The organism is Microcoleus sp. N9_A1 (assembly GCF_036701795.1).
GTDB lineage: Bacteria > Cyanobacteriota > Cyanobacteriia > Cyanobacteriales > Microcoleaceae > Microcoleus.
Genome location: NZ_JAUBRI010000006.1, coordinates 62156 through 87155 on the forward strand (window position 1 = coordinate 62156; position 25000 = coordinate 87155).

The window sequence follows — 25000 nt, forward strand, 5'->3', positions numbered from 1 at the left end:
CGAATGTCTATCAATTTGGAAAAAGGCGGGAGAATCAATCTATCTAAAGAAGCACCAGGGCTGAAAAATGCCGGGATCGGTTTGGGATGGGATATAAATGCTACAGACACCGGCGGGGCCTTTGACTTAGATGCTTCCGTGTTTATGTTGGGGGCTACTGGCAAAATTCCCAGCGAAAAATACTTTGTTTTCTACAACAACAAAGAGTCGCCAGACGGTTCTGTAATACATCTGGGAGATAGCAGAACCGGAGAAGGAGTTGGCGATGATGAAACCGTTACAGTCGATTTAACAAAAATTGATCCGGCGGTGCAAGAAATTGTGTTTGTGGTAACAATCGACCAAGCTGAATCGAGAAGGCAAAACTTCGGTCAAGTGCGGAATGCTTTTATCAGGATTTACGATACCACTACTAACACAGAAGTCACGAAGTACGATTTGGATGAGGATTTTGGGAAGGAAACTGCGATGGAATTTGGCAGACTCTACAAGAAAGACGGCGAGTGGAGGTTCCAAGCCGTAGGACAAGGCTACAATTCAGGCTTGCAAAGCTTTGTAGACAAGTATGCCGGATAAAAGGTCGATATAAAACAATACGGTTCAGGTAAAGTCGATCCCCCCTAGCCCCCCTTAAAAAAGGGGGGGGCAAGAGAGTTCTCAAAGTCCCCCCCTTAAGGGGGATTTAGGGGAATCTCCGGGGAATAAACAGATCGGACGTACTGTTGAAACCGCCCGGTCTTTTTATCAATCCCATATTGCACGATAAACCTTACAAAATCACAAAACTATGGCTATCAACTTGACAAAAGGACAATCGATCGTTCTCAGCAAAAGCGAATTCGACTTATCCAGAGTGACAATGGCTTTGGGCTGGGATGTTGCACAAGCTAAAAAAGGTCTTTTCGGCAGAAGCAGCAGTGCTAATTTTGACTTAGATTCCTACGCTTTGCTGCTGGGGGAAAATGGCAAAATCAAGAACTACAAAGAGGATGTAATTTATTACTCTCATTTGGAGTCAAACGACAAAACAGTTGTTCACTCTGGCGACAATCTCACCGGGGCTGGAGATGGAGACGACGAACAAATATTTGTGAAACTGAGCTCATTGCCAGCAGAATATCACAAAATTATCTTGGGCGTAAATATTTACAATGGCAAAGAAAGAAAACAGCATTTTGGCATGGTAGAAAATGCTTACGTGAGGGCTGTAGATGCCGCCGGGAAAGAAATCGCTCGCTATCGCTTGTCAAATGATCCTTCCTATGAAGGCAAATTAAATATGTTGATGGGAGAAGTCTATCGAGAAGGTAGCGAGTGGAAATTTAAGGCTTTGGGAAATCCTTTAACTGAAGATATGAACGGTGTTGTCGGTTCATTTATGCGGTGATATGAAATTCGTTAGATTGAGGCTTGTAGGGGCGGGTTCAGCAACAAAATTTGCCAATAATTGATAACCTAAATAAACCCGCCCTCGCCTAACCAGCAATCTAAATGCACAATTTCCCCACGCAGAACTGTAGGGGCGGGTTCACCACCAATATTAGCCAATAATTGACAAACTAAATAAACCCGCCCCCACCCAACCAGCAATCTAAATGCACAATTTGAGCGTTCAATAAAAATCAATGTTGATGTGAATTGTTTGTTGTGGGGGGGGCGGGTTTATCTAGATTGTTTGTGGGAATCAAATGTTATTGGTGAACCCGACCCTACAAGATTTTACTAATCTTTGACAGGCCGCATTGTCGGGAACATCACGGCATCTCGGATGCTTTGAGTGTTAGTTAAAAGCATTACCAATCTGTCTACGCCGATGCCCATTCCCGCACAATTCGGCATTCCCAAAGATAGCGCTTGGATGAAATCTTCATCCATTGGATGCGCTTCGTCATCTCCTGCATTCTTCTGTGCTAATTGTTCTTCAAACCGCTTTCTTTGCTCTTTCGGATCGTTCAATTCTGAGAATCCGTTCGAGTATTCTGTGCCGTTGATAAATAGCTCGAAACGCTCGACAAATCCGGGTTTGCTGCGGTGTCCTTTGGCTAAGGGACTAACTTCGACAGGATAGTCGATGATGAATGTAGGTTGAATTAGTTTGGGAACAACTAATTTGTCAAAAACTGCGTAGAGCACGTAGCCTAAACTCTGTTGTTCTAACTTGGAAAGGTGCATTTCTAGCTTGGTTGCAGAGGCGATCGCACTTTCGAGATCCAAACTGTCAAAATCCAGCCCAAACTCGTCTCTGACAGCTTCTACCATCGTTTTCACTTGCCAGTGTTTGCCACTGAAACCGGGATATTTTTCGCTGTAGTCGAACTTGCGTTCTAAACTAATCGTTTCCCCCTGATTTTCAATTTCTTTGACATCCCCAAAGACAGCAGCCGCTGCGAAACACATTATATCTTCGACAACTCCTAAGATGTCGAACACATCTGCATAAGCTTGGTAAACTTCTAAAGACGTAAACTCTGGATTGTGTGTGCTATCAATGCCCTCATTCCTAAAGGCTTTTCCTAGTTCAAATACTCGCTCAAAACCGCCGCAAATTGCCCTTTTTAAGAACAGTTCCGGTGCAACTCGCAAATACAAATCCATCTCCAAAGCATTATGATGCGTGATAAATGGCTTAGCAGCAGCACCGCCATAAATTGCTTGCAATGTCGGTGTTTCTATTTCATAAAAATCGGCTTTCCAGAGATAGGAACGGATGCTTTGGACGATGCGGCTACGCAGCATGAAACGGTTGAGCGCATCTTGGTTGCTAGCTAAATCCATTTCGCGGTGGCGACGGCATACTTCGGGGTCATTAACTCCGTAATAAGCATCGGGAAATTGCATCGTAGCTTTTGATAAAAGCGTGAATTCCCGCACTAAAATAGAAAGTTCTCCCCTGGGCGTGCGGCAGCCGATACCTTCTACGCCGACAAAATCGCCGACATCAAGCAATTTTTTAATTTGGTCAAAGCTCAAACCGACTTCGCCGGTGACGATTGCTTTCTCGATTTTGAGTTGAATTTTGTCTGTGGCGTCTTTTAAATCGATGAAGCCAATTTTGCCGCTGTCTCGCTTGGAAATAATCCGGCCGGCTAATCGCAGGGGAATTTCTTCGGGGTCACTTTGTCCGTTTTCGAGTTCTTTTCCTGGCTGACTAAATATTTCGCGAACTTGTTGGGCTGTGTGCGATCGCGCGTAGGATTGGCTAGGATACGGTTCTATGCCTTGCGATCGCAGTTCGTCTACTTTTTGACTGCGGACTTCGGCTTCACTCAGAGTCATTACTTATTGCCTGATTAAAATTACCAATATCTTACATCTTGCACTATTCTCGGGCTGGCTCGCCAGCCCACCCCACCAGAAAATTCACTTGGGGTGGGACAGGCATCTTGCCTGTTCGTGACCAAGCTGCAAAATGTGAGAAACACTAGACTTTATCATAACTGGGCAACACAGACGAATTTTTCAAACAACCAAGATACATTGCGAGCGTCGAGCCGACCTTGACTGTCAACTAAAATCTGTCAACTGCTAACTGCTTTCTGTCAACTGCTTTCTGTCAACTACTAACTGTCAACTGTCAACTGCCAACTGTCAAAGCGGGCGAAACATTAAAAAATTAAGTTGTATGTCGATCGCAAGTGGTGAGATGATATGTAGTGCAGCCTCACGGCAGTTCCACAGAAACTGAACAGCAGAGAAGCGGGCGATCGAACTCGACTCATCGCACCTCTGCCAGAATCGACCACACACACTCTTAGATATAAAAACCAGAATTATGGCTGTTGCAACTCAATCACAGACTGAAGAACTCTGCATCAACTCTATCCGCTTTCTCGCCATCGATGCGGTAGAAAAAGCAAAATCAGGTCATCCAGGACTGCCGATGGGCGCTGCGCCTATGGCCTTCGTGCTGTGGGATCGGTTTATGCGGTTCAACCCCAAAAACCCCAAGTGGTTCAATCGCGATCGCTTCGTCCTCTCCGCCGGCCACGGCTGTATGCTACAGTACGCCCTCATGCACCTGACCGGCTACGATAGCGTCAGCCTCGACGACATCAAGCAATTTCGTCAGTGGGAATCCAAAACTCCCGGACACCCCGAAAACTTCGTTACCGAAGGCATAGAAGTTACCACAGGCCCCTTGGGACAAGGTATTGCTAACGCCGTCGGTTTGGCAATGGCAGAAGCTCATCTCGCTGCCAAATTCAACAAGCCCGATAGCACCATTGTTGACCACTACACCTATGTCATCATGGGTGACGGCTGCCACATGGAAGGCATTTCAGGCGAAGCTTGTTCCTTGGCTGGACACCTCGGACTCGGCAAATTAATAGCCCTCTACGATGACAATCACATTTCCATTGAAGGCGACACTAACTTGGCCTTTACTGAAGATGTCGGCAAGCGTTTTGAAGCTTACAACTGGCACGTCATTACAGTAGATAATACTGCTCTAGACCACGATACTAATCTAGCAGCAGTTGACAAAGCTATTGAAGAAGCGAAAAAAGTCACGGACAAACCGTCCATGATTAAAGTCCGCACAATCATTGGTTTTGGTTCTCCTAACAAGCGGAATTCTTACAGCGCTCACGGTGCTGCTTTGGGTAGCGATGAAGTCCAAGCAACTCGCGATTTCTTGAAATGGGAATACGCACCGTTTGAAATTCCTAATGATGCTTTGTCACACTTCCGCAAAGCAGTCGATCGCGGTGCTGCATCCGAACAAGAATGGAATAAAACTTTTGCAGATTATAAAGCAAAATATCCCGCCGAAGCAGCAGAATACGAACGCACAGTTGCTGGCAAACTTCCCGAAGGTTGGGATAAAGTTCTCCCGACTTACAAGGTAGAAGATAAGGCTGATTCGACTCGGAATCATTCTGGAAAATGTTTGAATGCTTTGGCTGCTGTCCTACCTGAATTGATCGGCGGTTCGGCTGACTTGGCATCTTCTAACATGACTCTGCTTAAGGGTGAAAAAGATTTTCAAAAAGGTCAATACGAAGGACGCAACCTGCGCTTTGGCGTGCGGGAACACGCTATGGGCGCGATCGCCAATGGTTTGCTACTCCACGGCGGTTTGATTCCTTACTGCGCCACATTCTTGGTATTTGCCGACTATATGCGCGGTGCAATTCGCCTCTCCGCACTCTCGGAAGCTGGAGTCATCTATGTCATGACTCACGACTCCGTAGCTTTGGGCGAAGATGGCCCCACTCACCAACCAGTCGAAACCATCGCTTCCCTGCGCGCCATCCCCAATTTGTTGGTGATGCGCCCTGCGGATGGAAACGAAACATCCGGTGCTTATAAAGTGGCAGTAGAAAGCCCCAAACGCCCCACATTAATGGCTTTGTCCCGTCAAAACTTGCCGAATTTGGCCGGAAGCTCGATCGAAGGAACAGCCAAAGGCGCTTACACTTTGTCTGACGACGGCGGCACTCCCGACATCATTTTAATCGGCACCGGTGGCGAAACATACCTCTGCGTTGATGCCGCTGAAAAATTGCGCGCAGCCGGCAAAAAAGTCCGCGTCGTTTCAATGCCTTGCTGGGAATTGTTCGACTTGCAAGATGCCGCTTACCGCGAATCTGTACTCCCGAAAGCTGTTACCAAGCGGTTAGCAGTTGAAGCGGCTTCTAGCTTCGGCTGGGGACGTTATTTGGGCTCCGAAGGCGACAGCATCAGCATCGATACATTCGGCGCTTCTGCACCGGGGCCAGTTGTTCTAGAAAAGTTTGGCTACACCGTTGACAATGTGTTAGCTAAGGCTAAGGCGCTGTTGGGTTAATCAATAGCAACAGCATAATTTGTGGTGGGGCGGGCTTTGGGCTCGCCCCATTTTTTATAGAAGGAGGAAGAAGTTCGGCAACGGATTCGCTCGACGGATGTAACAGATGTAACAGATGGATGGAAGAAGGCTTGAGGATCTCGAATTAAATAATTTACACAACGTTTGTGGGATGGGCGTCCCGCCCGCCCTTTCTGGACGGGCGGGACGCCCATCCCACAAGAACTATCACGCATTGTAAGTTATTTAATTCTCATTCCTTAGTTATCGTCGCGAGAGAAGGCTTTAGTTATCTAGAAGATAAGGAAGAAGGAAGGAAAAGCTAAAATCTAAAATCTAAAATCGGAATATTGGGTTTCACTTCGGTCTACCCAGCCTAGAGCTCGCTACAGCTCGCGAATCATTGAGAATTGCTATATTAAGAGTTACGGAAGAAAAACCAGTTTCTACGACAATATTCGGTTTGGCAACGAGGCATCTAACCAGAAACCGGGTTTTTAGCCCCCGGTGCGTTCAAGACTGTATCTTTCAAAAATTTGAGATAGGTTATAAGTCATTGGGTTAAATTACCAATTACCAATTCCCGCTTACCAATTCCCGCTTACCAATTACCAATTACCAATTACCAATTCTCGATTACCCATTCCATTTATGATGATTTGGAAATTTTTAAATCACCTGTTATTCACCGGGAATTATATTCCTCAAGGCTACTGTTACCTTTGGCAGCGAGAGCTAGTCGCGCTCCACATAGTGTCAGACTCTATAATTGCCCTGGCCTACTATTCAATACCCCTATCCCTAATTTATTTTATAGGTCAGCGAAAAGACTTGCCCTTCCGTAACATCTTTTGGCTGCTTGCAGCCTTTATTATCTCTTGTGGCACTACTCATATAATGGAAGTTTGGACGCTTTGGCATCCTGTTTATTGGGTTTCTGGCAGTCTGAAAATTATTACCGCTGCGATTTCTGCTTACACTGCTTTTGCATTAATTCCTTTAGTTCCCCAAGCATTAACTCTCCTCAGTCCAACTCAATTAGGGATGATCGATTCAATACTGCAAAAAGCAATCATTGAGCGCCGAGAAACGGAAGCTCGCTATCAAACTTTAACTGAAGCTTCGCCGGTAGGAATATTTTATGCAGATGCTGGAGGAGACTGCTTGTATGTCAACGAGCGCTGGTGTCAAATTTCGGGAATAACCTGTGATGAAGCTTTGGGCAAAGGGTGGTTGCAAGGCATTCATCCAGACGACCGCGATCGGGTTTTTAGTGAATGGTATAGCGCCGTGCAGGATAAATTGCCGTTTAAATCTGAGTACCGCTTTCAAGGCATTAATCACACTCAAATTAGTTGGGTTTTCGGTCAATCTCTCGGTCAAATCGGAGAAAATGGGGAGGTTAAAAGTTATGTGTGTACTATTACTGATATTACAGAACGCAAGCAGGTAGAAGAGGAAAATCGACTGCTAAATGAAACTCTGGAGGGTCGAGTTGCTGAGCGCACTGCTCAAATTGAAATTTCTAACCACAAATTGCAAAAAGAAATAGCCTACCGCGAAAAAATTGCGATCACTTTGTTGGAATTGACGCAACTGCAAAATGCAATTCTTAATAGCGCTAACTACACAATTATTTCTACACAACCCGACGGTACAATTAAAACATTTAATCGGGCTGCCGAGAAACTTTTAGGTTATTCGCTAGAAGAAGTGGTGGGGAAAGTCACGCTAGCAATCATTCACGATCCTCTGGAGATAGCTAAAAGAGCTGAAGTTCTTTCTCAAGAATTGGGAGTGAAAATAGAACCGGGAATTGAAGCCTTGGTTGCCTTGCCGTGCCGGGAAATCGCTGACGAAAATGAATGGACTTACATTCGCAAAGATGGTTCGCGGTTTCCGGTACTGCTGTCGGTGACTGCTTTATTTGACAGCAAGGGAAATATTAACGGTTTTTTGGGTATCGGTCAGGATATTAGCGATCGCAAACAAGCTGAAAAAGAGCTGCGCGACCTCACCAATGCCATGCAAAATACGGTGGAAGGCATTTCGCGGCTGGACATTGAGGGACGCTACGTGAAGGTTAACCGAGCTTACGCTCATAAATGCGGTTACGAACCGGAAGAAATGCTCGGCATGGAATGGCAGCTCACCGTACATCCGGGCGATGTTGAAATGATGAGCTCAGCTTATCAAGAAATGCTAATTTCTGGCAAAGTAGAAGTAGAAGCTAGAGGTGTGCGGAAAAATGGCTCGTTTTTTTACAAGCAATTAACGATGGTAAAAGCTTGGGATGCACAAGGGATATTTAACGGCCACCACTGTTTTATGAAAGATATCACGGAGCGCAAACTAACTGAAACAGCTTTGCAGGAAAGCGAATTCAAGTACAGGCAAATAGTTGAATTAGCAGAAGAAGGTATTTGGGTAATTGACAGCAATGCCCTCACGACTTACGTGAACCACGCAATGGCGCGAATGCTCGGCTATAGTGAATTAGAAATGTTCGGGCGGCCGCTTTTTGATTTCATGGACGAACAGCAAAAACAACAAGCTATTGATAATGTCGAGCGCCGCAAGCAAGGTATTGGTGAACAACACGAATTTAAATTCACAACCAAGGACGGCAAAGATATTTGGACTGATCTCTCTACCAGTCCAGTCATGGACTCCCAGGGGAATCTGCTGTCTTGTTGCGCCTTGGTTTACAACATTACATACCGCAAAGAAGCAGAGCAGCAAATGCTGCAACTTACAGAAGAGTTGAAGCGTTCCAACGAGGAATTAGAACAATTTGCTTATGTGGCTTCCCACGATTTGCAAGAACCGCTCCGAGCCGTTATCAGTTACACTCAATTGTTAGCCCAGCGCTATCAAGGCAATTTGGATGCTAAAGCAGATAAGTATATTAATTATATTGTCGATGGCGCCACCAGAATGCAGCAGTTAATTAACGATTTGTTGGCGTATTCGCGCCTGGGAACGAGGGGTCAGGAGTTTGAGCCGGCGGACTGCAACGCGGCTGTGCAGCAAAGTTTGTGCAATTTGCAAATTGCGATCGCCGAAAAGAAAGCTGTCATCACTTACGAATCCCTACCAACAGTGATGGCCGATGAATTTCAACTCGTACAATTATTCCAAAATTTGATTGGCAATGCCGTCAAATTCTGCTGCCAAGAACTCCCATTAATTCATATTTCTGCTGGCGGGAACGAGAGTGAATGGCAGTTTAGCGTTCGAGACAATGGCATTGGCATCGAGCCAGAGTATGCCGATCGCATTTTCATCATTTTTCAACGCCTGCACGGACGCCGCCAATATTCCGGCACAGGCATAGGTTTGGCAATATGCAAGCGAATTGTAGAACGCCACGGCGGGCGCATCTGGGTGGAATCTCAGGAGGGAAAAGGAGCGACTTTTTACTTCACTATTCCTATAATTAGTACATGAAGCCTCAAATTTCAATTTTTTTTATTATAATCAAAAGGATACGCCGGTTATGAGCGAGCGAAGCACTGTTAGACCCGTAGAGATTCTGCTGATTGAGGATTCTCCCAGCGATGCCGATTTGGCAATAGAAGCCCTGGGTCAGGGTAAAATATTGAATAACTTGCATTTTGTGGAGGATGGAGTCGAAGCAATCAAGTTTTTGCGCCGCAAAGAACCCTATCTCAGCGTACCCCGTCCCGATTTGATTTTGCTCGATTTGCATCTGCCGAAAAAAAGCGGTATTGAAGTGCTAGAAGAAATTAAAAGTGACTCAATTTTAAAAATAATTCCCGTAGTAATTCTCAGCACTTCAGCAGCCCCAGAGGATATTCTTATGTCCTACTCGTTGCACGCCAACTGTTACATTACTAAGCCAGTAGACTTCGTACAATTTACTAAAGTAGTCAGGTTAATTGAGGAATTCTGGCTCGCAGTCGTCGAACTTCCTGTAAATTAAACGACCAGATACTTTGCTTGTCAGCAATATAAAAATTGTTAAACCTATTGACATTCTGCTGGTGGAGGATTCGCCCAGCGATGCTGACTTGGCTTTAGAAAGTCTGGCGGTAAGCAATTTTTTTAACAAATTGCACAAGAGTGGAAGATGGGGTGTCAGATCGTTTCCGGTTGCATCGTCAGGTGATAAATTAGGGGGCAATTCATGAATGATATCAAATCTCTTAGCATCGGAATTATTCGTCTCTCTCTTCTGGAGACTCTGCGTTCTCTGCGTTCTCTGCGGTTAAATCATTCCGATGCAACCGGAATTGATATCATATATTTGGATGATTTCAGTGCGAGCATCCCCGCTCGCGATCTACGCCGCGAGCGGGGACGCTCGCACTACATAATTCCGATGCTACCGGATTTGATATCAGCAATGAATGTTTTGAAGCAAGAAGGTTTGTATGTGGACGTACCCCCTCCCGATTTAATTCTGCTTGACTTGAATTTGCCTAAAAAAACTGGTTTGGAAATGTTGGCCGAAATTAAGTCAGCACCCAAGTTAAAAATGATTCCGGTGGTAATTATGACAACCTCAGCATTCGATGAAGAGATTCTCAAGTCTTATGCCCGGTCAGCCCGGTGCTACATCACTAAGCCTGTCGATTTTAGTCAAGTTGCTAATTTGGTAAGATGGATTGAGGATTTGTGGCTGGCGGTGGTGACCGCGCCCAAATAATAACTTTCAAGTTAAAAATGGCAAGGGAAAGCAAAAAAGTTTAACCTGAGATTGGTAGAGTGAAAATTTTACAGTCAAAAACGTCAAAGCTATGTGGATTAAAATTCTGTTAGTAGAAGACAATCCGGCTGATGCTGATTTGCTTGCAGAACTGTTAGAAGTATCTGTGGGTGTCCAGTGGGAACTGGTGTCGGTTGAGTACCTGCATCAGGCGATCGCACATCTGAGCAAACAGCCCTTTGATGTAGTTTTGCTCGACCTTTCTTTGCCCGACAGCCACGGTTTGGAAACCCTAACTCGCCTGCGAGAAGTTGCCCCGGATACCGCAATGGTGGTAATGACGGGCTTGGATGATGAGGCGATCGCCCTAGAATCAGTTCGCTTGGGGGCTCAAGATTACATTGTTAAAGGTCACATTACTACTCAATTATTAGTGCGGACGATCCGCTACGCGATCGAACGATCTCAAACCTTTCAAATGCTGCGGGAAAGCGAGCGCCGCTTTCGGGCGATTTTTGACTCTTCGTTTCAGCTAACAAAGCTGCTGACTCCCCAAGGAATCGTGCTGGAAGTGAACGAGACAGCCCTCGATTTTGCCGGATTGCGATCGGAGGATATTGTGGGCCGCCCGATGTGGGAAATGGCGATTTGGGCCCAGTCGCTACAGGTTTGCGAACAATTGCAATGCGCGATCGGCAAAGCAAGTCGCGGCGAGTTTTTCCGCAGCGAAATCGACTTGTTAGGTAAAAGTGGCCAAATTATGACAGTTGATTTCTCACTGAAACCTGTTAAAAATGAAACAGGACAAGTTTTGCTGCTGATTGCCGAAGCCCGTGACATTAGCGATCGTAAACGAGCAGAAGCGGAAATTCTCAAAGCCCTCGCACGAGAAAAGGAACTTTCAGAACTGCGAGCTAAATTTGTCACAATGGTTTCCCACGAGTTCCGCACACCTTTGACAACCATCCAATTTTCCGCTGGATTGCTGCAAGATTACAGTTCTCAGTGGCCCCAAGATAAAAAATCTACTCATTTTGTGCGGATTCAATTAGCAATTAAACGCATGACAGAGTTATTAGAAGATATCCTCGTAATTGGCAAAATCGAAGCCAATACCTTGCAGTTTCAACCTGTTTCCTTAAACCTCGAAAAATTTTGCCGTCTACTGGTAGAAGAGCAGCAGCTCAACGACAGCAACCAACACCCGATCGCCTTTCAATATGAAGGCGGCAACTGCGAGGCTCAAATGGATGAAAAACTGCTGCAGCAAATCTTGGGAAATATCCTCTCAAATGCCATCAAATATTCCCCCGCAGGCAGTACAGTTTCCTTGCACCTCAACTGTCAAAACAAAGAAGCTATTTTCCAAGTTCAAGACCAGGGCATCGGCATTCCCCAAGCCGATCGAGAGCGGATATTAGAAACTTTTTACCGAGCTACAAATGTCGGCACTATTTCGGGAACAGGTCTCGGTTTAGCAATTGTGAAGAGGGCTGTGGAACTTCACGGCGGCAAACTCGCGATCGACAGTCAAGAAGGAAAAGGCACAACTTTCACTATTACCTTGCCTCTAATTTGCCCTCCCAATCAATAACAACTGAATTATCAACTATATATATCCGCTACTTAACGATTAATCAAGCGCCTAACAAACAAACTTATCAATTGTCTGAACCCAGAATTTTTCAACAAACTACTAACTAAAAGGAGCTATCACCGTGGCTATGATTTTGGTAATAGAAGACGAAGAAGCGATTAGAGAGAATATTTTAGAGTTGCTGGAAGCCGAGAATTTTGAAGGAATAGGAGCGATTAATGGCAAAGTCGGCATCAAATTGGCGATCGAAAAAATCCCGGATTTAATTTTGTGCGACATGATGATGCCGGAAGTAGACGGTCACGGCGTCATCAAAGCATTGCGCTCGGAACCCTTGACTGCCACAATTCCGTTTATTTTCCTCACAGCAAAAGCCGATAAAGTTGACATTCGCACAGGCATGGAACTGGGAGCTGACGATTACATTACTAAGCCGTGTACGCCGCAAGAACTGCTAAAAGCCATTTCTATTAGACTTGAAAAACAAAAAACAATTAGCCGACAATCTCAAAAGACGCTAGACGAATTACGCACGAATATTAGTATGTCGCTGCCCCACGAATTGCGGACTCCTTTGAATGCAATTATGGGTTTTTCTGAGCTGATTCTGTCAGAATATCAGGTTTTAGAGGAATCAGATATCTTAGAGATGATCGGTCAAATTCAAACTTCCGGTCATCGCTTGTATCGACTGATTCAGAACTTTTTGCTGTATGCAGAACTGGAGATAGCAGCCACAAATCCCGAACTGCTAAAGGAGATGCGAAACAGCGAATTTAGCTGTGTAAAATCTTTGCTGAGTCAAAAAGCGCGGCAGCAAGCAAAACACGCGAATAGAACAGACGATTTACAATTAAACTTGCAAGATTCGTCGGTAGCTATGGATTCTGTCCGACTCGCAAAAATTGTTGAAGAACTATTGGACAATGCCTTCAAATTTTCTTTAGAAGGAACGCCTGTTTTATTAAGCACTGTCATCGAAAATCAGACTTTTATTCTGTCTGTCAAAGACCAAGGCCGCGGCATGACTACCGATCAGATTGCACAGCTAGAAGCTTACAGGCAGTTCGATCGCAAACTTTACCAACAAGCAGGTTTGGGATTGGGCCTGGCTATTGTTCAACGCCTTGTAGAATTGCACGGAGGAGAATTTAAAATAGAAAGTTTACCGCAGCAAGAAACCATAGTTTGCGTTTCTCTGCCTGTCTAAACAATGATTATACCAGTTTCAAAAAAAATGTAACTGTAGGCACACTCCCAACCATTATGGAATAAATCCTTCCCAATTCTAAAATCTAAAATTTAAAATTGTATTATGGAGGAGCGATCGCTCCTTTCAGACACCGCTGCATATAAATTTGAGCTACCTTATCATTAGGGTTGATTTCCAAGCAGGCCGAAAACAATCTTATAGCTTCGCCACACTTGTCACTATAGTAGAGTACCAAAGCTTGCTCAAAGATTGTCTTTGTCTCTAACTTTTTCTGTCGTAACTCTGGCGGATCGGCCGCAAATACTTCATAAACTGTTACCATTCGCGATTTGCCTTTAACTGTTACGCGATCGATTAACCTCAAATCATAAATATCGTTTAACTCTATAAAAGTATTGTGAGTAATTAACATCGAAACTTCATACTCTTTCGTCAAAGTTTCCACGCGGGAGGCTAAGTTTACCGCATCGCTAATCACCGTGCTGTCCATCCGACTTTGGCCGCCCACCGTGCCTAACATCAAAGAACCCGTATTGATGCCAATGCCAATTTGCAGCGGCGGGAAATCGACCTGATTACGACTAATATTATACTCGTTAAGCTCTTCTAGCATGGCAATTCCAGCTTTCACAGCATCGTCCGCACTGCCATCAAACAGCGCCATAATCGCATCGCCAATGTATTTATCAATAAAACCAAAATTGTCAGTAATTGCCGGTTCCATCCGCGACAAATAACCATTAATAAATTGAAAATTCTCTTCGGGATTCATCCTTTCCGAAAGAGAAGTGAAATCGCGGATATCTGAAAACAGCACCGACATTTCTTTCTGTACCTGATCGCCTAATTTGACTTCCAGAATACTTTCATATCCCAGAAAGTGGAGAAATTCGTGCGGCACAAACCGCCCGTAAGCATCTGTTAATTTTTCTTCCGCTGCTAAAGCTTTTTGCAACTCGTCTGTGAACTGGCGGCGCTCTGTTTCTACCTCTAGACGTTCCGTGATGTCTTGAAAAGCTGCGATCGCATAAACTATGTTTTTTCGTTCGTCGTAGATTGGAGTCGCCCAAACCTCGATCGGCACAATCCGATCCGACCCATGAACTTCTAGATCGTCCATACGCACAAATTCTCCCCGCAACGCCCGAACAATCGGTTGGCTATCCCTCGGATACAATTGATTAGTTCCAGCGTCGTAAAAATGATAAGCTTCAGGAAATTGGTCAGTACCCCCATCAAAAATTAAACCTTGGGCTAGTATCCTTTCGCCCCAAGAATTCATGTAAAAAGGTTTACCCTTACCATCGACAACAAATATTCCCACTGGCATCGCTTCCAGGAATTGAGTCAATCGGCTTTCGTTTTCTGACAGTGCCTCATTTAACTTTTCTTCGGCTGCCAAAGCTTTTTCTAAATCATTAGTAAACCTGATTCGTTCCACTTGCACCTGTCTTTGCAAACTAATATCCTTAGCAAAACCCTGATAGTAAAGCACTTCACCATTAGCATCATAAACTGTGCGCGCATACTCAGAAATCCAGATAATGCTGCCATCTCGACAGTAAACCTGAGACTCAAACTCACACAGAGTACCGTGCTGTTTCATCAGCGCCAGGAACTCTTGACGGCGGTTCGGTTCCACGTACAATTGCTGCTGAATCTCATTAATACTTTCTATCAATTCTGACGCGGAATCGTAGCCGTAACTTTCCGCCAGAGCAGGATTCGCACTAATAAAATGTCCGTCCGGCGTCGTCTGAAAAATACCTTCTAGAGCATTTTCAAATATCCCGCGATACTTCTCTTCAGCTTGAATTAGCGCCGCTTCAGCTTCCTTCCGTTCAGTTATGTCACTAAAAGCAATAATCGCATAGGAAATCTCGCCTGTAGAATCATAAATTGGAGTTGCCCAACTCTCTACAGGAATAATCTTACTAGCTGTACGAATTTCTACACCCTCAGTCCGCACATTTTCGCCCCGAAGCGCCCGCATAATTGGCAATTCTTCCACGGGGCATCTCTGATTAGTCCCGGTTTTATAGAATTGATAAATTGCTGCTTTTTGCTCTGAATTAATATGCGGCACAGTGCCTTTGCCAAATATCTCCTGCGCCTTCTGATTTGCGTAAAAAGATTGACCGTTCGCATCAAGCACGCACACGCCCAATGGCATAGCTTCTAGATATTGCGTCAAGCGACTTTCGTTTTCATGGAGTTTGGCAATCAGCATTGCCTGCTTGCGGTTTAATTTTACCAACTCCTGATTCATTTCCTGAAGTTCTCTTTGTTTTTCAGCTAATTGTTTATCTTGAAAATATCTATATATTGCCTCAGTGACAGTTAATTTTAAGTCATCACATTGCCAAGGCTTAGGTATGTATCGGTACAATTTAGCATAGTTAATAGCATTGGCTACCGCCTCCAAATCTGCCTGCCCCGTCAACATAATCTTGAGACAGTTCGGCGATATGGCATGAATGCTCCTTAATAGCTCATCTCCTTTCATGTTCGGCATGATATGATCCGAAATTACCAAAGGAACTTCATACTGTTCTGCTAAAAGTTCTGACAGCAACTCTAAAGCTTCTTCGCCACTTTGGGCCGTTTCAATTAAATATTTATCTTCAAAGGCTTTTAGCAGGTCTATTTCCAGACTATCGAGTATAGTCTGCTCATCATCGACACAAATAATGACTGGTTTTTTCATAAATTTGCTAGACCCGACTTAATCGCTTCAATTAATTCTTGATTTCGCCAAGGTTTTTCTATGAAAGCATGAAGATTTGCTTGAGTTCTTGTGCGTTCGATTGCTTCTTTATCTGCTTGTCCTGTCAGCATCACTGTCACAATTTGCGGATATTTTTGATGAATTTTAATCAGCAACTCATCTCCTTTCATTCCGGGCATCAACCAATCAGAGACAATTACTAAAATGTTAACCTCATCTTCACATAGCTCTTCAATAATTTCCAGGGCTTCGGCAGCACTTTCAGCAAATTCGCAAAGATATTTACCGTTAAATGCCTGTTGCAGTTCAATTTCCAGACTTTCCAACACTCCTACTTCATCGTCCACACACAAAATTGCTGATTTAGACATCGCTAGTTTCCTTCTTTAGTGTGGCAGGGTGAACCCCCATGGGCAGCACACCGTTTTCCAAATTCTACATTCTGCGCGCGTAGACTGCAAATTTTAGCCCCAGACTTCAGTCTCCGGCGCTTTACCTACTCAGTTAAATTAATCGGCAAAGACACGGTAAATGCTGTTTTACCGGGCATCGACTCCACATCAATTTTACCCTGATGTTTTTCAATTATTTTTTTGACAATATCCAGTCCCAACCCGCTGCCTTCTCCCGCAGGTTTAGTAGTAAAAAAAGGCTCAAAAATTTTCGGAATAATCTCTGGTTGAATCCCCTTACCGCTGTCAATAATTTTTACCAAGACGTTGGTATCTTGTTGTACCGCGTCAATTGTTAAAGTTCCTTGATTGTCCATCGCTTGTAAGGAATTGTGAATTAAATTTGTCCAAACTTGATTGAGTTCGTCAGGATAACACAGTACCGCCGGTAATTGATCTTGATAGTTTCTGACAACTTCCACACCCTGCTTGATTTGGTTTTGATAAAGGGTTAATACCGTTTCAATTCCATCCGTAATATTCACCTGTATTTTTTCCCCATTTACATCGTAACGCGCATAATTTTTCAGAGCAAAGACGACTTTTGCAGCGCGTTCAGTAGCGGTAGCGATGGTTCGGGCGCTTTTGTGAATGCTAGCAAAGTCGTAGGCTGTTTTTATAATATTTTCGCTGTCAGGATCTTTGAGCAACGACAAGAATTCTTGCAAATTTCCTTGCAATCCGATATTGACTAAAATGCTAGCAAGGCTGTCAGAATTGTCAATGCCTTCCGACTCTAGTTGCTGCTTCACGCCTTTTTTCAATACCCGTTTTTCTCGAGTAGATAAAGAGTAATTTTGTTGACTAGAACTGTACATCAAACGCAAGAAATCGTGCTGGCGTTCTGCTGACAGTTCTTTAAAAAAAACTGGCAAACTTTCGAGATTGTTATCCAAAAAGCTGGTAATATTTCCAATAGACGACCGAATCGCCCCCAACGGCGTATTAATTTCGTGAGCAATGCCCGCAATCAGTTGCCCTAATGCCGCCATTTTTTCCGATTGCACTAATTGATTCTGAGTAGCTTGCAGTTGGTCTAAAGTAACTGTAAGTTCAGTGTTTTTCTGTTGGAGTTTTTTTCGCAACTGGCACATTGCTAAATGGGTTTCTACCCTCACTAGAACCTCTTCCACCTGAAAGGGCTTGGTAATATAATCTACCCCGCCAACAGCAAAGGCTTTGACCTTATCAAGTACGTCATTAATCGCGCTAATAAAAATCACCGGGATGTCGCAAGTTCGTTGATCAGCTTTGATCTTTTCGCAAACTTCATATCCATTCATTTCGGGCATCATAATATCCAGCAAAATCAAATCTGGTGGCATACCTTTTGCCGCCGAAAGCGCTAACTCGCCGCTAGGTACCGGGCGCACTTTATAGCCCTTGCTATTCAAAATTCCGGCTAGCAGCCGCAAATTAGCTGGGGTGTCGTCAACTACTAAAATATTACCGCGATCGGTGCTAAGAATGTCGTTATTCATGTGATATTGCTTGAGATATTAACTTTAAAACTTTGTCGTACTCAAAATTTTCTATACAAGTTGCGATCGCACCTGCCGTTACTGCATCCTTTAATCGAATTTGCTCTATCAAGGTATCAATTAAATCCATATCTGCATTCAGTATTGCTAGCTTTAAATCAGCTACCAGTGAATCCGGCAATTTCACGAAATCAGTCGCAGTCATTCCGCGATCGCCCTCTTTGATTGCCGATAAATTAGTTTGACCCGGATCTTCATAAATATAGCGCACTCCGATATGTTTGTGCATAGCATCAAAAATATCGGCTTCCCGGAAAGGCTTCCTCATAAAAGCATCGCAGCCCGCCGATAAAATAACTGCCCGTTCTTCCTCCAAAACGCTCGCTGTCAGCGCAATAATCGCAGTAGCTTGACCTTTAAGAGTACCTTTAATGTATTGCGTAGCTTCGTAGCCGTCCATCACAGGCATTCTCATGTCCATCCAAATTAGATGCGGTTCCCAACTATCCCAAATCTCAATAGCTTCTTGACCGTTAGTAGCTTCTTTTAGTTCAAAACCCAGAGGAGAGAGGATTTTAATTAACAGTTGGCGGTTGAGCGGTTTATCGTCTACTATCAAAATTCGATAGGTGTGTTGGTTGGGAACCAGGGCAATAACATTCCGCCTCGGTTTTGGGCTTTCAATATCAGCCGCATCGACCGCAATAACTTGAATGTCAAACTTAAAATTACTTCCCTTACCAACAGCAGAAGAGACGCTCATTTCGCCGCCCATTAATTCCACAAATTTGCGACTGATTGGCAATCCCAAGCCGGTACCTTCTTGCGAATCTTTGCCTGTCTTGGTTTGCACGAAAGGTTCAAAAAGATCGTCTAATTCATTGGTAGCAATACCCGAACCAGTATCCTCGACTTCAAAATGAAGGAAGAAGGAAGAGGTAGAAGCTGAATCGTCATTTGGCGTTACAATAATCTGGTTGTTCGACTGACTGAATTGAGATATTTTAATGCCATTAATTGCTGAATTTTCTGTATTTTTTGATCCTTCGGAGTGCTCAAAATTGCTCCCTTCTGTCTGCTGATTTGTGCCTAATGACTGCTTGCTAACTCTGACCGCTACACCGCCCTCATGGGTAAACTTAAGAGAGTTATTGAGCAGATTAATTAAGATTTGCCGCAACTTTAACTCGTCCGCTTCTATGTATGGTGGCACATCGGGACTGCGGTCAAAAACCAACTGCAAGTGCTTGTCATCTGCTTTGAGTTGAAACATATCTTCTAAGTCATTGAGCAGGCGATAGAGGTCTATTTTATGGGGATTGAGGGTGGTGCGCCCCGATTCAATTTTAGATAAATCCAGTACGTTATTAATCAGGGTAAGGAGGTGTTCTCCGCTGCTGCTAACTATGCTAATATTTTCTTGATGTTCTGGGGATAGAGTTTGGCTGCGAGTCATCAGTTGGGAAAAGCCAAGAATTGCATTGAGAGGCGATCGCAATTCGTGGCTCATGTTAGCAAGAAAAGTGCTTTTAGCTTGATTCGCTACTTCCGCTTTGTCTTTAGCTATAGCCAATTCTGCCGTCCGCTCTTGCACTCGCTGTTCTAAAGTTTCAAAAGATTGTTGCAGTTGTTGAGCCATGCTGTTAAATGACTTGGCTAATTCCCCCAATTCGTCGGAGCGTTCGCTTTGTACTGTTGTGTCCCATTCACCTTTAGCAATATTTTTTGCTGCTGTATTTAAGCTCAAAATAGGATTTGTCACCCACCGAGAAGTCAGAATGCCGATCGCGACAGCTACTCCTAAAGCTGCGAAACAGAGCAAAACCGCTGTGCGGGTATTGGCATCGATTTCTTTGGTGAAATCTGCTTCGGGAACAACTACGACAATCAGCCAGTCTAAACCTTTGCCGTCTTGGAACGGCAAGACTTTTAAAAATTGTCGCTTGTCATCTATTTCAAAGCTCAATAACTCAGATTTTTTAATTTGGTCTAATTTTTCAAACTTTGCAGTCAAATATTTAGCTGTCGCTTGAGTAAAAGGGTTACTGCTTTCTTCTACTTTAAACAATTGTCTTTCATTACCTTGGGTGCGAAACGGTTTTTCTGTGGTGGAAGTTGCTAACAAAGTACCCTGGCGATCTACAATAAATGTTTGACCGGATTTGCCCACTTTGAGACTGTTGAGAAATATTCCAATATGGTCGAGACGCAAAGCAGCAAATAATACTCCTTCTACCTGATTTTTGTCGCTGTATACGGGTTGGATAGCGCTGATAATTAAGGTCGGCTCTAGCAAGGAAACATAAACCGAACTCCAAGTAGCTTTTCCGATTTTTACGGCTTTTTTGTACGCAGGATGTTGCCGATTATCATAGTTTTTTACAAGGGTGATAAATGTAGTGCGATCGCCTCGCTCGTTCGTATTGTAAGAATTAAAATTTAACCCAGTAGATGTTTCTATCACATTCATCGTGCGGGAGCCGTTAGAAAGTTGTTCACCGGATCTATAATCTCCCTTTTCGTTGCCAACCGAGGTAAAATTGATATAGGGATATAATTTTACTTGCCGCCAAAGATATTTCTCCCAAGCTGATAAGTTTTCCATTTTTAACAACCCGAGCTTGACAGCATCCAGCTTGGTTTGATTGATTTGATGGGGAGTTGTCAGGTAAACTTGCAGGTTTTGCTCGACACGCAAACTCACCTCGCTCATTAACTGACTGGCAAGGTTATTAACTGCTTTTTGTCCGTTTCTAAAAGACAGATATCCTACGAGTCCCACGGCTCCCACGATTTGCAGTACAAATGGAACTATGAGAACTGTTCGCAGCGGTAATTTGTCTAAAATTTTAGAAACCATAAGATTGAGAGGTTTGGTGAACTTAGTCTAGAACCGTATTTGTACCACCGGTCTTAATAGCAGCACCATTTATTTACTGCCGCTTAGCTAGGGGGAATTGATGCGGGCTATTTTAGCTGTGGTAGATGCTCGACCCCGATCTAATGTGAACCTAATGTTTACTCGATTAAAGTCTATTATTTTACCCATTGTCGTATTATTGTTACCATTTAGGTAAAAGTTGCAGTCTCTGGCTTCGAGAACAGCCTGATATTTGAGCGCGCGGGCGAGTTGAACCCGCATGGCTCAAGCGGTTTGGAGGTAGACCAGGAAATTTGCGATCGACACTCGCCATTTTCCGCAAGACGTGTTATACTCAAAAAAGTCGAGGGCACGTAGCTCAGTGGATAGAGCATCAGGTTCCGGTCCTGAGGGTCGGGGGTTCAAATCCCTCCGTGCTCATTGTTTATGTCTTTTGTAGAGCAAGGGTTTCAGGTTAATTGTATTACCGATAGTCCTATTTTCTGCTCAAGTTTCGCTCCCATCTGTTCCAAGTATCTCCAAAACTACCTCCATATCTGCCAAGTTTGCCCCGGACTTTTTGCGCCGCGGTTGTTATAAATGTTCACAAACTCCTCAAATTAAAAAAGTTGGGTTTCCTAGCTCAACCCAACCTAATTTTAACGACCAATCACTGGTAACTCTTAAATATCGTCATCGCTTTGACCTTGCACACCCTGGAGAATCCGCGATAGCTCACTCTTCTCATTAATCGTAATCCGAGTCGGAGAACCGCTGATAATCCGTTCGTAACCACGGAACGAATCTTTAATTTGCGGCCCTCTTTCAGTAATCGTGTATTCCCGAATCCCTTTGTCGTGCCACGAACCACGCATCTTAAACACATTAATTGCCCGCGACATTTCCCCTCGAATCTCTACATACTGCAGCATGATAATCGTGTCCGTAATCGTAGAAATATGGGAGTCCGTAATAGAATTAGAACCCATAAACTGGTCGCTGGTATTCGTGAAAAAGCCGGTTATTTCTTCCTGCTTCGCGAAACCTGTTACTCCGATCACAAATTGCCTGAAAGCATTATTGCTGACACCCCTAGCTAAGGCCGACAGCGAGTCTATTGCAATTCGAGAAGGTTTGAACTCAGCAATTTCTGATTTAATAGTCTGCAAGTGGTCTTCCAAACCCGCAGATTCCGGGTAAGTGCACAGCAGCTTCAGCAGTCCTTTCTGTTCCATTTCCTCAAAATCAATGCCCCAAGAATAAGCATTGCGGAACAACTGAGCTCGCGACTCTTCATAGGCAAACAGCAGCGCCCGATTGCCGTTCATACAAGCATTCTGCAAAAACTTGCTCACCAACAGCGTTTTGCCTGTTCCCGTCGCACCCGTAGCCAAAATAATCGAGTCTTTAAAGAAACCGCCGCCGCACATCTCGTCGAGAGTTTTATCGCCAGAAGAAACCCGCACGTTTGAAGACTTTTGAGTTAATCGCATCGCCCCCAAGGGGAAAATATTAATTCCGTCATTAGTCATAGTAAAAGGATATTCGCCCTTCATGTGAGTTGTACCGCGCAACTTCAAAATTTCCATTGTGCGGCGGCGGCGTTCCCCTTCCAAAACGTTGCGAACAATCACTACATTATCTGACACAAATTCTTCCACTCCAAACCGCGCCACCGGGCCGTATTCTTCCAGCCGTTCGGTAGTCATAACTGTAGTTGCTCCTACTTGTTTGAGGCGCGCAACTAAGCGAAAAATTTCTCGGCGCACCACCGATGCAGCGTCGTACTGCTGAAATACGGCTGTCACCGAATCTATAGAAACGCGCTTGGCTTTGTACTTGCGAATGGCGTACTGAATCCGCTCGATTAAGGCAGATAAATCAAAGTTTCCCACGATATCCTGACCTTCTGGATCGGGGGAAGCGTCCAAAATAAATAGCTTGCCTTCATCGATTAACTTGGCCAGATCCCAACCGAAACTGCAAGCATTTTTAATAATATCTGTCGGAGATTCTTCAAAAGTTACGAGCACTCCCGGTTCGTCAAAATGGGTGATTCCGTTATAGATAAATTGTACGGCAAATAAAGTTTTTCCCGTTCCTGACGTGCCGCTGACTAGGGTGGTTCTGCCGATCGGCATTCCGCCGTGACTGATGTCATCGAAACCCTCAATCATTGTGCGAATTTTTTCAACTCCTGCGGTTACCAATCCTTCTCGTTGAACCGTTTGACTAATTTCATTCATATCGATTTTTGTCAACTCTCAGTATTCTTTAGTTGTCACTCATTAACCGCCGATCATGAGTCTTTGTACCCAGCTTTTAGTTTTGGCTCTTGCTCAATAACTAATGACTGCTGACTGCTGACTAATGACCCGCGGAAAAACGGATACCCTGCCACGTATTCCTGTCGTGGAGAGATCAAAATCTTAGACTTTTGTTCCACCTCCCAGATTCATCTGTTGAGTAAATCTAAAATCTAAAATCTTTCGACTGAGCGCGACTCGACGCTTCGACGCTCGCGCTCGCCGAACGTTTCACGCCAAACCGAAGTCTCAAATCTAAAATTGACTGACTCTCACCTGATTATCTTATGAATTCAGGTCTTCTTCGCGAAGTTCTTCATAGAGCAAATCTAATCCTATCAGAACTTTCTCACGATCGGACAAATCGCCAATAATTTTTCGCACCGGCGGCGGCAGGATTTTGGCCAGCGTCGGGGTTGCCAATATTTTGTCCTCTTCTGCTAGCTGAGGATTTTTGAGAACGTCTATGACTTTCAGCGCGTAGACTCCTTGAAATTCTTGTTCTAGGATGTCCTTTAGGGTTTTCAAAGCTCGCACTGAGTTGGGAGTATTCCCCGCAACGTACAGCTTCAGAACGTAGGTTTTCTTCAGAGGACTCATGAACTTTTTTAAATGTTGAGTATTAGTTGTCAGATGTTAGTTGTAGTTGTTATTTGTCTTAAATCCGCTGTTCTTTGTTATTTTATAATAATTTCAGCCTCGCGCTCGCGCGACCGTTGGTCGGCTCCTTTCTTTTTTGTTAGGTTCTACCTTCTACCTTTTCTTTCTTAAATTAGGCCGAATCCCTTCTACATTCTACTTTGATATGTCTCTTTCGGAATCGATCGCCGATACATCTCGCACATATGAGCGATCGCGTCAATCAGGGTCAAACGATAATCAAGCAATATTTCCTCGCTGCGCCCTTCTAATTTTAGCTGTTTAGCAAACTCGTCCATCAATTCCATGTGAATTTCTACAATTTGAGTCACGGGAACGTCAGCAAAAAAAGCCAAATTCACAAATTCATCTATTTGATTGTTGACCGCAGCACCTTGAGAAAAATAATTCAAAACGATGTCGCGATAACTTGACTTGAGTTGCTCCAAAAACTTTTGCTTCTCTGGTCCCGACAGATTTCTCAAAAAAATCTGGGAATTTCTTTTATAATACACACCTAAGTATCCTAATCGCTCCCGTAATTTTTCCGCCAGCCGCCGCTGCTGTCGGCTGAGCAAACTTTGAGCAGTCAATTGGGCTGTCGCATCGACCGTTACGGATTGGTAATTGACAGGAACCGGAGTTGAAAGTTTCAGAAATTGTGCGATCGCCCGATCGATACTTGCATTTATTTCAGTTGATCGATCGATTGGCAGTTGTACCTCAGCAGGGTGGTAAAAAAAAGCACAACTTTGCTCTTGACTATGGTCGGCGGTACTGGCCGCGGCCTCAAAATTATCTGAAGGTGATGCTTCGGGTGTTGCATCCTCCCCCGGCTGGGGCGAAAAAATCACAGCAGGCAAAAAGAGCGATCGTTCTTGCAGCTTGCTCAGAAGCGATCGCAGATCCCCATCCACCTCCAAAACCAAACAATCAAGGTGATAATTATGCTTAAGGAATCCCAAAAACTCCACCGCCGACTTCATGTGCGTTAAAGCATAGCGTTCGCCTCTCAAAAGCTCGATCGCAGAGGCTGCGATTTCCTCAGAGCGGACAAAAATACCGATAGACAGTTGAGGAAGCAAAGCTGTAGGTGCACCACCTAAGTTGCCTGAAAGTGCTGGATCGCTCAGAGTTGATATCTCCTTTACAAAAAACTTAACATTTTAACAATCATCTCAATATTTATTTTAACCAATCTTAACCGCAAAATAAGCGATGTGCTTACAGCAAAGGAATAATCAAAGTGTACTCCTTGGTT

General features: G+C 44.2%; 17 protein-coding genes and 1 tRNA gene. 9 read left to right on the forward strand and 9 right to left on the reverse strand.

The window, feature by feature from the left end; translation table 11 throughout:
• The first annotated feature begins 3 nt into the window (after positions 1-3).
• Both QUA58_RS04285 and QUA58_RS04290 read left to right on the forward strand, forming a co-directional pair.
• Entirely contained in the window at positions 4-576 is a 573-nt protein-coding gene (locus tag QUA58_RS04285) for a TerD family protein (protein WP_333251952.1), read from the forward strand.
• Between the two features lie 211 nt (positions 577-787).
• Entirely contained in the window at positions 788-1387 is a 600-nt protein-coding gene (locus QUA58_RS04290) for a TerD family protein (RefSeq protein ID WP_333251953.1), read from the forward strand.
• Between the two features lie 335 nt (positions 1388-1722).
• On the opposite strand, the gene lysS is transcribed toward QUA58_RS04290, so the two are convergent.
• Positions 1723-3276 (reverse strand): lysine--tRNA ligase, encoded by a 1554-nt coding sequence (lysS, locus tag QUA58_RS04295; protein WP_333393140.1) that lies wholly within the window; start codon positions 3274-3276, stop codon positions 1723-1725.
• Positions 3277-3605: 329 nt separating this feature from the next.
• Positions 3606-3743, reverse strand: coding sequence for a hypothetical protein (locus QUA58_RS04300; RefSeq protein ID WP_333393141.1), 138 nt, complete (start codon positions 3741-3743; stop codon positions 3606-3608).
• A gap of 29 nt (positions 3744-3772) precedes the next feature.
• Here QUA58_RS04300 and tkt point away from each other — a divergent pair, with 29 nt between their 5' ends.
• From tkt to QUA58_RS04330, 6 genes are all read left to right on the forward strand, one after another.
• Positions 3773-5791 carry a transketolase gene (gene tkt, locus QUA58_RS04305; RefSeq protein WP_333393142.1) on the forward strand — a complete coding sequence of 673 codons (2019 nt, stop codon included), beginning with the start codon at positions 3773-3775 and terminating at the stop codon, positions 5789-5791.
• Positions 5792-6442: 651 nt separating this feature from the next.
• On the forward strand, positions 6443-9241 hold the full coding sequence (locus QUA58_RS04310) for a PAS domain S-box protein (protein WP_333393143.1): 2799 nt from the start codon (positions 6443-6445) through the stop codon (positions 9239-9241).
• A gap of 49 nt (positions 9242-9290) precedes the next feature.
• Positions 9291-9737 carry a response regulator gene (locus QUA58_RS04315; RefSeq protein ID WP_333393144.1) on the forward strand — a complete coding sequence of 149 codons (447 nt, stop codon included), beginning with the start codon at positions 9291-9293 and terminating at the stop codon, positions 9735-9737.
• Between the two features lie 204 nt (positions 9738-9941).
• Positions 9942-10463 carry a response regulator gene (locus QUA58_RS04320; RefSeq protein ID WP_333393145.1) on the forward strand — a complete coding sequence of 174 codons (522 nt, stop codon included), beginning with the start codon at positions 9942-9944 and terminating at the stop codon, positions 10461-10463.
• Between the two features lie 91 nt (positions 10464-10554).
• On the forward strand, positions 10555-12057 hold the full coding sequence (locus tag QUA58_RS04325; RefSeq protein WP_333393146.1) for an ATP-binding protein: 1503 nt from the start codon (positions 10555-10557) through the stop codon (positions 12055-12057).
• Between the two features lie 124 nt (positions 12058-12181).
• A complete protein-coding gene (locus tag QUA58_RS04330; protein WP_333393147.1) occupies positions 12182-13270 on the forward strand; it encodes a response regulator in 1089 nt (362 codons plus the stop codon).
• Positions 13271-13373: 103 nt separating this feature from the next.
• Here QUA58_RS04330 and QUA58_RS04335 read toward each other — a convergent pair whose 3' ends face one another.
• The 4 genes from QUA58_RS04335 to QUA58_RS04350 form a co-directional block, all read right to left on the reverse strand.
• Positions 13374-15980 carry a PAS domain S-box protein gene (locus QUA58_RS04335; protein ID WP_333393148.1) on the reverse strand — a complete coding sequence of 869 codons (2607 nt, stop codon included), beginning with the start codon at positions 15978-15980 and terminating at the stop codon, positions 13374-13376.
• Entirely contained in the window at positions 15977-16372 is a 396-nt protein-coding gene (locus tag QUA58_RS04340) for a response regulator (protein ID WP_333251962.1), read from the reverse strand. The genes QUA58_RS04335 and QUA58_RS04340 overlap by 4 nt, the downstream gene beginning before the upstream one ends.
• 125 nt (positions 16373-16497) lie before the next feature.
• Complete coding sequence (locus QUA58_RS04345) at positions 16498-17934, reverse strand: response regulator (protein ID WP_333251963.1); 1437 nt, start codon at positions 17932-17934, stop codon at positions 16498-16500.
• Complete coding sequence (locus QUA58_RS04350) at positions 17927-20794, reverse strand: ATP-binding protein (protein WP_333393149.1); 2868 nt, start codon at positions 20792-20794, stop codon at positions 17927-17929. Before QUA58_RS04350 ends, QUA58_RS04345 begins: the two co-directional genes overlap by 8 nt.
• Before the next feature lie 368 nt (positions 20795-21162).
• Between QUA58_RS04350 and QUA58_RS04355 the strand changes: the two genes are divergently transcribed.
• Positions 21163-21235 (forward strand) — tRNA-Arg (locus tag QUA58_RS04355).
• A gap of 242 nt (positions 21236-21477) precedes the next feature.
• On the opposite strand, the gene kaiC is transcribed toward QUA58_RS04355, so the two are convergent.
• The 3 genes from kaiC to QUA58_RS04370 all read right to left on the reverse strand — a co-directional run bounded on the left by kaiC (position 21478) and on the right by QUA58_RS04370 (position 24824).
• Complete coding sequence (kaiC, locus tag QUA58_RS04360; protein ID WP_333251965.1) at positions 21478-23040, reverse strand: circadian clock protein KaiC; 1563 nt, start codon at positions 23038-23040, stop codon at positions 21478-21480.
• A gap of 345 nt (positions 23041-23385) precedes the next feature.
• Complete coding sequence (gene kaiB / locus QUA58_RS04365) at positions 23386-23700, reverse strand: circadian clock protein KaiB (protein WP_006632119.1); 315 nt, start codon at positions 23698-23700, stop codon at positions 23386-23388.
• A gap of 188 nt (positions 23701-23888) precedes the next feature.
• Positions 23889-24824 (reverse strand): circadian clock protein KaiA, encoded by a 936-nt coding sequence (locus QUA58_RS04370; RefSeq protein ID WP_333251966.1) that lies wholly within the window; start codon positions 24822-24824, stop codon positions 23889-23891.
• Positions 24825-25000 lie beyond the last annotated feature (176 nt).

Excerpts from the sequence above, each read along its gene's own strand:
- lysS (WP_333393140.1), bottom strand. The coding sequence starts at position 3,276 with ATGACTCTGAGTGAAGCCGAAGTCCGCAGTCAAAAAGTAGACGAACTG.
- QUA58_RS04320 (WP_333393145.1), top strand. The coding sequence starts at position 9,942 with ATGAATGATATCAAATCTCTTAGCATCGGAATTATTCGTCTCTCTCTT.
- kaiB (WP_006632119.1), bottom strand. The coding sequence starts at position 23,700 with ATGAGTCCTCTGAAGAAAACCTACGTTCTGAAGCTGTACGTTGCGGGG.
- tkt (WP_333393142.1), top strand. The coding sequence starts at position 3,773 with ATGGCTGTTGCAACTCAATCACAGACTGAAGAACTCTGCATCAACTCT.
- QUA58_RS04290 (WP_333251953.1), top strand. The coding sequence starts at position 788 with ATGGCTATCAACTTGACAAAAGGACAATCGATCGTTCTCAGCAAAAGC.
- kaiC (WP_333251965.1), bottom strand. The coding sequence starts at position 23,040 with ATGAATGAAATTAGTCAAACGGTTCAACGAGAAGGATTGGTAACCGCA.
- QUA58_RS04335 (WP_333393148.1), bottom strand. The coding sequence starts at position 15,980 with ATGAAAAAACCAGTCATTATTTGTGTCGATGATGAGCAGACTATACTC.
- QUA58_RS04350 (WP_333393149.1), bottom strand. The coding sequence starts at position 20,794 with ATGGTTTCTAAAATTTTAGACAAATTACCGCTGCGAACAGTTCTCATA.
- QUA58_RS04345 (WP_333251963.1), bottom strand. The coding sequence starts at position 17,934 with ATGAATAACGACATTCTTAGCACCGATCGCGGTAATATTTTAGTAGTT.
- QUA58_RS04325 (WP_333393146.1), top strand. The coding sequence starts at position 10,555 with ATGTGGATTAAAATTCTGTTAGTAGAAGACAATCCGGCTGATGCTGAT.
- QUA58_RS04315 (WP_333393144.1), top strand. The coding sequence starts at position 9,291 with ATGAGCGAGCGAAGCACTGTTAGACCCGTAGAGATTCTGCTGATTGAG.
- QUA58_RS04340 (WP_333251962.1), bottom strand. The coding sequence starts at position 16,372 with ATGTCTAAATCAGCAATTTTGTGTGTGGACGATGAAGTAGGAGTGTTG.
- QUA58_RS04310 (WP_333393143.1), top strand. The coding sequence starts at position 6,443 with ATGATGATTTGGAAATTTTTAAATCACCTGTTATTCACCGGGAATTAT.
- QUA58_RS04285 (WP_333251952.1), top strand. The coding sequence starts at position 4 with ATGTCTATCAATTTGGAAAAAGGCGGGAGAATCAATCTATCTAAAGAA.